Genomic DNA, 10,080 nt, shown 5'->3' with positions numbered 1-10,080 from the left:
CCTCAACCCGCTGGGCGTGCCCGGCCGGATGAACGTCGGCCAGGTGCTGGAGACACATCTCGGGTGGATCGCCGCCCAGGGCTGGGACATCACCGGGGTCGAGGAGGAGTGGGCCGAGCGCCTGCGCGAGAAGGACATGGACAGGGTCGAGCCCTGGACCAACGTCGCCACCCCGGTGTTCGACGGCGCCGGCGAACAGGAGATCATCGGTCTTCTGGGCAGCACCCTCGTCAATCGCGACGGAAACCGGATCGTGATGCCCAGTGGCAAGGCGCGGCTGTTCGACGGCCGCTCCGGCGAGCCGTTCCCCTACCCGATCGCGGTGGGCTACATCTACATCCTGAAGCTGCTGCACCTGGTCGACGACAAGATCCACGCGCGCTCGACCGGTCCGTACTCGATGATCACCCAGCAGCCGCTGGGTGGTAAGGCGCAGTTCGGCGGCCAGCGCTTCGGCGAGATGGAGGTGTGGGCTCTGGAGGCCTACGGCGCGGCCTACGCGCTGCAGGAGCTGCTGACGATCAAGTCCGACGACGTCCTGGGCCGAGTGAAGGTCTACGAGGCCATCGTCAAGGGCGAGAACATCCCCGAGGCGGGCATTCCCGAGTCCTTCAAGGTCCTCATCAAGGAGATGCAGTCGCTCTGTCTGAACGTCGAGGTTCTCTCCAGCGACGGCATGTCGATCGAGATGAGGGACACCGACGAGGACGTCTTCCGCGCGGCGGAGGAGCTCGGCATCGACCTGTCCCGGCGTCCCCACGAGGGCGCGATGACCGTCGACGAGGTCTGATTCAAAAGGGGATTATCTAGTGCTCGACGTCAACTTCTTCGACGAGCTGCGCATCGGCCTCGCGACCGCCGACGACATCAGGCAGTGGTCGCACGGCGAGGTGAAGAAGCCGGAGACCATCAACTACCGGACCCTCAAGCCGGAGAAGGACGGGCTCTTCTGCGAGAAGATCTTCGGTCCGACCCGGGACTGGGAGTGCTACTGCGGCAAGTACAAGCGCGTCCGCTTCAAGGGCATCATCTGTGAGCGCTGTGGCGTCGAGGTCACGCGCGCCAAGGTGCGCCGCGAGCGGATGGGCCACATCGAGCTGGCCGCTCCGGTCACCCACATCTGGTACTTCAAGGGCGTCCCGTCGCGCCTCGGTTACCTGCTCGACCTGGCCCCGAAGGACCTGGAGAAGGTCATCTACTTCGCGGCGTACATGATCACGCATGTCGACACCGAGATGCGTGACCGCGACCTGCCGTCGCTGGAGGCGAAGATCTCCGTCGAGCGGCAGCACATCGAGCAGCGCCGTGACGCCGACATCGAGGCCCGCCAGAAGAAGCTCGAGGCCGACCTGGCCGAGCTGGAGGCCACCGGCGCCAAGGGCGACGCCCGCCGCAAGGTGCGTGAAGGCGCCGACCGCGAGATGCGCCAGCTCCGCGACCGGGCCCAGCGCGAGCTGGACCGCCTCGAGGAGGTCTGGAGCCGCTTCAAGAACCTCAAGGTCCAGGACCTGGAGGGCGACGAGCTGCTCTACCGCGAGATGCGCGACCGGTTCGGCCGCTACTTCCGCGGCGGCATGGGCGCCCAGGCCATCCAGGAGCGGCTGGCCAGCTTCGACCTGGAGGCCGAGGCGGAGAACCTGCGGGAGACCATCCGCAGCGGCAAGGGCCAGAAGAAGGCCCGCGCCCTCAAGCGGCTCAAGGTCGTCGCGGCGTTCCTCAACACCCGCAACTCGCCGAGCGGCATGGTCCTCGACTGCATCCCGGTGATCCCGCCGGACCTGCGGCCGATGGTCCAGCTCGACGGTGGCCGCTTCGCCACCTCGGACCTGAACGACCTGTACCGCCGGGTCATCAACCGGAACAACCGCCTCAAGCGTCTGCTCGACCTCGGCGCGCCCGAGATCATCGTGAACAACGAGAAGCGGATGCTCCAGGAGGCCGTCGACGCCCTGTTCGACAACGGCCGCCGCGGCCGCCCGGTCACGGGCCCCGGCAACCGTCCGCTGAAGTCCCTCAGCGACATGCTGAAGGGTAAGCAGGGTCGTTTCCGGCAGAACCTGCTCGGCAAGCGCGTCGACTACTCCGGCCGTTCGGTCATCGTCGTCGGCCCGCAGCTCAAGCTCCACCAGTGCGGCCTGCCCAAGCAGATGGCGCTGGAGCTGTTCAAGCCGTTCGTGATGAAGCGCCTGGTCGATCTCAACCACGCGCAGAACATCAAGTCCGCCAAGCGGATGGTCGAGCGGTCCAAGCCGGTCGTGTGGGACGTGCTGGAAGAGGTCATCACCGAGCACCCGGTGCTGCTCAACCGTGCGCCCACCCTGCACCGCCTGGGCATCCAGGCCTTCGAGCCGCAGCTCGTCGAGGGCAAGGCCATCCAGATCCACCCGCTCGTCTGCACCGCGTTCAACGCGGACTTCGACGGCGACCAGATGGCGGTGCACCTGCCGCTGTCGGCCGAGGCCCAGGCCGAGGCCCGGATCCTGATGCTGTCCACCAACAACATCCTCAAGCCGGCGGACGGCAAGCCGGTGACGATGCCCACCCAGGACATGGTCATCGGTCTGTACTGGCTGACCACCCAGAAGGAGGGTGGCCTCGGCGAGGGCCGGGTGTTCGCCACGGTGTCGGAGGCCCTCATGGCCTTCGACCGCCACGAGCTGGACATCCAGGCCAAGATCCAGGTGCGGCTCAAGGACGTCCCGCCGCCGCGCGGCTGGGAGGCCCCCGAGGGCTGGGAGTCCGGCGACCCGATCCGGCTGGAGACCACGCTGGGCCGGTGCCTGTTCAACCAGACGCTGCCCGCCAACTACCCCTTCGTGAACTACCAGGTCGGCAAGAAGCAGCTCTCGGCGATCGTCAACGAGCTGGCCGAGCGGTACCCGAAGGTGGAGGTGGCCAACGCGCTCGACTCGCTGAAGGACGCCGGTTTCTACTGGGCGACCCGCGCCGGTGTCACGATCTCCATCGAGGACGTCGTGGCGCCGCCGAACAAGGCCGAGATCATGGAGTCGTACGAGAGGCGGGCCGACAAGGTCCAGCGGGAGTACGACCGTGGTCTGATCACCGACGAGGAGCGCCGTCAGGAGCTCATCGAGATCTGGACCCACGCGACGGCGGACGTCGAGACCGACATGGTCAACGCGTTCCCGGCGACCAACCCGGTCTGGATGATGGTCAACTCGGGCGCCCGCGGTAACCGCATGCAGGTCCGGCAGATCGCCGGCATCCGCGGCCTGGTGTCCAACACCAAGGGTGAGACGATCCCGCGGCCGATCAAGTCCTCCTTCCGCGAGGGCCTGTCGGTGCTGGAGTACTTCATCTCGACCCACGGTCAGCGGAAGGGTCTGGCGGACACCGCCCTGCGGACCGCCGACTCGGGTTACCTGACCCGTCGTCTGGTCGACGTCGCGCAGGACGTCATCGTGCGCGAGATCGACTGCGGCACCGACCGGGCCGTCCCGCTGCACGTCGGCGAGCGCGACTCCCAGGGCAACCTGGTCAAGGCCGAGAACGCCGAGAGCAACGTGCACGGCCGCATCCTGGCCGAGGACGTCGAGGTGGACGGCAAGCTCATCGCCTCGGCGGGCGTCGACATCAACGACGACGTGGTGACGGCGCTGGTCAACGCCGGCATCGAGACGGTCAGGACCCGCAGCACGCTCGTCTGCGAGGCCAAGATCGGTGTCTGCGCGACCTGCTACGGCCGTTCGCTGGCCACCGGCAAGCTCGTGGACGTCGGCGAGGCCGTCGGCATCATCGCGGCCCAGTCGATCGGTGAGCCCGGCACCCAGCTGACCATGCGTACCTTCCACACCGGTGGTGTGGCGGGCGCCGACATCACCCACGGTCTGCCGCGTGTCCAGGAGCTGTTCGAGGCCCGCATCCCCAAGGGTGTGGCCCCGATCAGCGAGGTCGCCGGCCGGGTCCGGATCGACGAGACCGACAAGACCCGCAAGATCGTCATCACTCCGGACGACGGCTCCGACGAGGTCGCCTACCCGGTGTCGATGCGGTCGCGCCTGCTGGTCTCCGAGGGGCAGCACGTGGACGTCGGCCAGCTCCTGGTCGCCGGTGCGCGCAACCCGAACGAGGTCCTGCGGATCCTCGGCCCGCGTGCCGTCCAGCTCCACCTGGTGGACGAGGTGCAGCAGGTCTACCGCTCGCAGGGTGTGTCGATCCACGACAAGCACATCGAGGTCATCGTCCGGCAGATGCTCAAGCGCGTGAACGTGCTGGAGTCCGGCGACACCGAGCTGCTGCCCGGTGAGCTGGTCGAGCGGCCGCGCTTCGAGGCGATGAACCGTCAGACCGTGGCGGAGGGCGGCCAGCCGGCCTCCGGCCGTCCGGTCCTGATGGGCATCACCAAGGCCTCGCTGGCCACCGAGTCGTGGCTGTCGGCGGCGTCCTTCCAGGAGACGACGCGAGTCCTCACCGACGCGGCGATCCACGCCAAGTCGGACTCGCTGCTCGGCCTCAAGGAGAACGTCATCATCGGTAAGCTCATCCCGGCCGGTACGGGCATGCCCCAGTACCGCAACATCCGGGTGGAGCCGACCGAGGAGGCCAAGGCCGCGATGTACACGGTCGGCGGCTACGACGGCTCGGCGGCGGACTACACCTTCGGCTCCGGCAGCGGCGAGGCCGTCCCGCTGGAGGAGTACGACTTCGGTCAGTACGGCCGTTGACAGGTCGCCGCGGTGAGCGATCGCCGCGGCGGGGACGTACGGGAGCGGCCCGGGGCATCACGCCCCGGGCCGCTTTCGGTTTGTCCGGCCACCCGAGCGGCCGGGTGCGCGACGCAGGGCGGGGACGGTGCGGAAACCGTGAGAAGCCCCTCGTGGGGACGGTATGATGGGGGGCCGAGTCCTTCGGCGGTCCGTCGTGGGCCGTCGGCGCAGCGGCACGTCGAGACAGCGGGGCACGTCCCTCCGGGGCGTCCTCCTCTGTTTTGACGTGTTGTACGGGGGCGGGTAGGCTTTACCTTCGTGCCCGTCTGTGGGCTCGCATGCGTGCGCTCAAATGCCGCTTCCCGACGAGGGAGGCGTGTGGGGGCGCCGTGTGATTCCTCCAGATCGACCGGGTCCGCCCGGGTGTGATGCGACAAGAGCGCGACACGCCCGAGCGCGGGGGTCGAAGGGGATGGAAAAACAGCAGGTCATGACACCGGCAGTACCTGCAAGCCTGGGAGAGGCGGCATCGCCACCTCGATCGGGTCCTACGTATCACCGGCTAGGCACGAAACGGAGACGCGGTGCCCACCATTCAGCAGTTGGTCCGAAAGGGCCGGCAGGACAAGGTCAGCAAGACCAAGACTCCTGCCCTCAAGGGGAGCCCGCAGCGGCGCGGCGTTTGCACCCGCGTTTACACGACGACCCCCAAGAAGCCCAACTCGGCGCTGCGCAAGGTGGCCCGTGTTCGGCTCACCAACGGCATCGAGGTCACGGCTTACATCCCTGGGGTGGGCCACAACCTCCAGGAGCACTCGATGGTGCTCGTGCGTGGTGGTCGTGTGAAGGACCTGCCGGGTGTTCGCTACAAGATCATCCGTGGTTCGCTGGACACCCAGGCCGTCCGCAACCGCAAGCAGGCCCGCAGCCGTTACGGCGCTAAGAAGGAGAAGAGCTGACATGCCGCGCAAGGGTTCCCCTGGCCGCCGCCAGCTGGTCGCTGACCCGGTGCACAACTCGCCGCTGGTCACCGCGCTCATCAACAAGGTTCTCCTGGACGGCAAGCGCTCCCTCGCGCAGTCGATCGTCTACGGCGCCCTCGAGGGCTGCAAGGACAAGACCGGCAACGACCCGGTCGTCACCCTCAAGCGTGCTCTCGACAACGTCCGTCCGACGCTCGAGGTGAAGAGCCGCCGCGTCGGTGGCGCCACCTACCAGGTGCCTGTCGAGGTCAAGGCCTCGCGCAGCACCACGCTGGCCCTGCGGTGGATCGTCCAGTACTCCCGGGCGCGCCGCGAGAAGACCATGACCGAGCGGCTCATGAACGAGCTGCTCGACGCGAGCAACGGCCTCGGCGCCAGCGTCAAGCGGCGCGAGGACACGCACAAGATGGCCGAGTCCAACAAGGCCTTCGCCCACTACCGCTGGTAGTGAGCACCGACGACGAGTTAAGGACGCGAAGAAGTGGCCACCACGACCGCTCTTGACCTGGCCAGGGTCCGCAACATCGGGATCATGGCCCATATCGACGCGGGCAAGACCACGACGACTGAGCGCATCCTGTTCTACACCGGCATCAACTACAAGATCGGTGAGGTCCACGAGGGCGCTGCCACCATGGACTGGATGGAGCAGGAGCAGGAGCGCGGCATCACGATCACGTCCGCCGCGACCACCTGTAGCTGGCTTGATCACACGATCAACATCATCGACACGCCCGGACACGTGGACTTCACCATCGAGGTCGAGCGGTCGCTGCGTGTTCTCGACGGCGCGGTCGCGGTGTTCGACGGTGTCGCGGGCGTGGAGCCGCAGTCGGAGACGGTCTGGCGCCAGGCCGACCGCTACGGCGTGCCCCGCATCTGCTTCGTCAACAAGATGGACCGGGTCGGCGCGGAGTTCCACCGCTGTGTCGACATGATGATCAACCGGCTGGGCTCCACCCCGGCGGTCATCCAGCTTCCCTGGGGCGTCGAGGCCGATTTCAAGGGCGTCATCGACCTGGTGAAGATGAAGGGCCTGCTCTGGAGCGCCGAGGCGGCCAAGGGCGAGATGTACGACACCGTCGACATCCCGGCCGACCACGCCGAAGCGGCCCGTGAGTGGCGCGACAAGCTGGTCGAGACCGTCGCCGAGAACGACGACGAGCTCATGGAGCTCTTCCTGGAGGGCGTCGAGCCCAGCGAGGAGCAGCTCGTCGCGGCCATCCGCCGGGCGACCATCAGCGGCGCGATCAACCCGGTCCTGTGCGGCACCGCGTTCAAGAACAAGGGCGTGCAGCCCCTGCTCGACGCGATCGTCGCCTACCTCCCGGCTCCCACCGACATCCCGGCCTTCAAGGGCCACGCGGTGGGCAACGAGGAGGAGATCGTCGAGCGTCACGCGGACCCGAACGAGCCGTTCGCCGCCCTGGCGTTCAAGATCATGAGCGACCCGCACCTGGGCAAGCTGACCTACATCCGCGTCTACTCCGGAACGCTCGAGGCCGGCACCACCGTGGTGAACTCGGTCAAGGGCAAGAAGGAGCGGATCGGCAAGATCTACCAGATGCACGCGAACAAGCGCGAGGAGCGCCCGACCGCGACCGCTGGTCAGATCGTGGCCGTCATGGGCCTGAAGGACACCACCACCGGTGACACCCTCTCGGACCCGGTCAAGCAGGTCGTCCTCGAGTCGATGACCTTCCCGGCGCCGGTCATCAACGTGGCCATCGAGCCCAAGACCAAGGGCGACCAGGAGAAGCTGGGCACCGCGATCCAGCGGCTGGCCGAGGAGGACCCGTCCTTCCAGGTCCGCCGTGACGAGGAGACCGGCCAGACGGTCATCTGGGGCATGGGCGAGCTCCACCTGGAGATCCTCGTCGACCGGATGCGCCGCGAGTTCAAGGTCGAGGCGAACGTCGGCCGCCCGCAGGTCGCCTACCGCGAGACCATCCGCCGCAAGGTGGAGAAGGTCGAGTACACGCACAAGAAGCAGACCGGTGGTTCCGGCCAGTTCGCGCGCGTGATCATCGACCTGGAGCCGCTGGGCGAGGGCAACGACGGTTACGAGTTCGAGAACAAGGTCACCGGTGGCCGCATCCCGCGGGAGTACATCCCGTCGGTGGACGCGGGCGCGCAGGAGGCGGCCGAGTTCGGTGTGCTCGCCGGCTACCCGATGGTCGGCGTCAAGGTCACGCTTCAGGACGGCGCCTTCCACGAGGTCGACTCGTCGGAAATGGCCTTCAAGATTGCCGGCTCGATGGCCTTCAAGGAGGCCGCGCGCAAGGCAGACGCCGTACTCCTCGAGCCGATGATGGCCGTCGAGGTCACCACGCCCGAGGACTACATGGGAGACGTCATCGGCGACCTGAACGGTCGTCGCGGACAGATCCAGGCAATGGACGAACGGTCCGGCGCCCGCGTCATCAGGGCGCTCGTTCCGCTCTCCGAGATGTTCGGCTACGTGGGTGACCTGCGCAGCCGCACTCAGGGGCGGGCGAGCTACAGCATGCAGTTCGACTCCTACGCGGAGGTGCCCCCGGGCATCGCCAAGGAGATCGTCGCGAAGGCTCGGGGCGAATAGTTCCGCTCGGTGCACGGCGGGGGAGTGCCTCCGCCGTGCACAGCCTGAGGGTAGAAGACGCAAGTCAAGTCAGAATCTCTAAGGAGACAGATCAGTGGCCAAGGCCAAGTTCGAGCGGAACAAGCCGCACGTGAACATCGGCACCATTGGGCACATCGACCACGGCAAGACCACTCTGACCGCGGCGATCACCAAGGTGCTTCACGACCGTTTCCCGCAGCTCAACGAGGCGACCCCGTTCGACAAGATCGACAAGGCGCCCGAGGAGAAGGCTCGCGGAATCACCATCTCCATCGCGCACGTCGAGTACCAGACCGAGAAGCGCCACTACGCTCACGTGGACTGCCCCGGTCACGCCGACTACGTGAAGAACATGATCACCGGTGCCGCCCAGATGGACGGCGCGATCCTGGTGGTCGCGGCGACCGACGGCCCGATGCCGCAGACGAAGGAGCACGTCCTCCTGGCCCGCCAGGTCGGCGTTCCCTACATCGTCGTGGCCCTCAACAAGGCCGACATGGTCGACGACGAGGAGATCCTGGAGCTCGTCGAGCTCGAGGTCCGCGAGCTGCTGTCCGCCCAGGAGTTCCCGGGCGACGACCTGCCGGTCGTGCGCGTATCGGCGCTCAAGGCGCTCGAGGGCGACGAGAAGTGGGGCGACTCCATCATCGAGCTCATGAACGCCGTGGACGAGAACGTCCCCGAGCCGGTTCGTGACACCGACAAGCCGTTCCTCATGCCGATCGAGGACGTGTTCTCGATCACCGGTCGCGGCACCGTCGTCACCGGCCGTATCGAGCGCGGTGTCGTCAAGGTCAACGAGACCGTCGACATCATCGGCATCAAGGAGAAGAGCACCACGACGACCGTCACCGGCGTCGAGATGTTCCGCAAGCTCCTCGACGAGGGCCAGGCCGGTGACAACGTCGGTCTGCTCCTGCGCGGCATCAAGCGCGAGGAGGTCGAGCGCGGTCAGTGTGTCATCAAGCCGGGCACGACCACCCCGCACACCGAGTTCGAGGCGCAGGTCTACATCCTGTCCAAGGACGAGGGCGGCCGCCACACGCCGTTCTTCAACAACTACCGTCCTCAGTTCTACTTCCGTACGACTGACGTGACGGGCGTGGTGAACCTGCCGGAGGGCACCGAGATGGTCATGCCCGGTGACAACACCGAGATGACCGTCCAGCTCATCCAGCCGGTCGCCATGGAAGAGGGCCTGAAGTTCGCGATCCGCGAGGGTGGCCGCACCGTCGGCGCCGGTCGCGTCACGAAGGTCATCAAGTAGCAGCACCGCTGGGCGGCGGTCGGGTCCACAAGGGCCTGGCCGCCGCACCACGCAGGGGCCGGAGACGGTCCCCCACGGACGACGAGACCGTGATCTCGCAGTGCTTTCGGCCGCACTTCGACCGAAGCCACTGCCAGATCACGGAACACCGGACAGGATCCGGGCGTCGGTCATGTGGAAACAGACCTGCGGCAACAGGCCGCGCGATGCTTTATAGGACGACAGCGAAGGACACCGAGGCCATTATGGCGGGACAGAAGATCCGCATCCGGCTTAAGGCGTATGACCACGAGGTCATCGACAGCTCGGCCAAGAAGATCGTCGAGACGGTGACGCGGACCGGCGCCAAGGTCGCTGGCCCGGTGCCGCTGCCGACCGAGAAGAACGTGTACTGCGTCATCCGGTCGCCGCACAAGTACAAGGACAGCCGCGAGCACTTTGAGATGCGTACGCACAAGCGGCTGATTGACATCATCGACCCGACGCCGAAGACGGTCGACTCGCTCATGCGTCTCGACCTTCCCGCCGGCGTGGACATCTCGATCAAGCTCTAAGGAACGC

6 protein-coding genes and 1 pseudogene are annotated in these 10,080 nt (G+C 66.9%); all 7 read left to right on the top strand.

Features of this window, described 5'->3' with window-relative positions; translation table 11 throughout:
- Window positions 1-790, top strand: a pseudogene (locus B1L11_RS36695) (DNA-directed RNA polymerase subunit beta); the annotation flags it as partial.
- A 19-nt stretch (window positions 791-809) separates the two neighbouring features.
- Window positions 810-4,685, top strand: coding sequence for a DNA-directed RNA polymerase subunit beta' (locus tag B1L11_RS36690; RefSeq protein WP_079319872.1), 3,876 nt, complete (start codon window positions 810-812; stop codon window positions 4,683-4,685).
- 566 nt (window positions 4,686-5,251) lie between these two features.
- Window positions 5,252-5,626: a 30S ribosomal protein S12 gene (rpsL, locus tag B1L11_RS36685; protein WP_030508316.1), complete on the top strand. Its 375-nt coding sequence runs from the start codon at window positions 5,252-5,254 to the stop codon at window positions 5,624-5,626.
- Between the two features lies 1 nt (window position 5,627).
- A complete protein-coding gene (gene rpsG, locus B1L11_RS36680; protein ID WP_079319871.1) occupies window positions 5,628-6,098 on the top strand; it encodes a 30S ribosomal protein S7 in 471 nt (156 codons plus the stop codon).
- A gap of 84 nt (window positions 6,099-6,182) precedes the next feature.
- Window positions 6,183-8,231, top strand: coding sequence for an elongation factor G (gene fusA, locus B1L11_RS36675; RefSeq protein WP_239108594.1), 2,049 nt, complete (start codon window positions 6,183-6,185; stop codon window positions 8,229-8,231).
- Window positions 8,232-8,325: 94 nt separating this feature from the next.
- Entirely contained in the window at window positions 8,326-9,519 is a 1,194-nt protein-coding gene (tuf, locus tag B1L11_RS36670) for an elongation factor Tu (RefSeq protein ID WP_079319869.1), read from the top strand.
- Between the two features lie 245 nt (window positions 9,520-9,764).
- Entirely contained in the window at window positions 9,765-10,073 is a 309-nt protein-coding gene (rpsJ, locus tag B1L11_RS36665) for a 30S ribosomal protein S10 (RefSeq protein WP_012887830.1), read from the top strand.
- Window positions 10,074-10,080: the final 7 nt, after the last annotated feature.

The sequence above is a fragment of the Microbispora sp. GKU 823 genome (assembly GCF_002027145.1).
Taxonomy (GTDB): Bacteria; Actinomycetota; Actinomycetes; order Streptosporangiales; family Streptosporangiaceae; genus Microbispora; species Microbispora siamensis.
The sequence above is the reverse complement of the archived record's forward strand: the minus strand, read 5'-3'. Positions and strand labels throughout refer to the sequence as shown.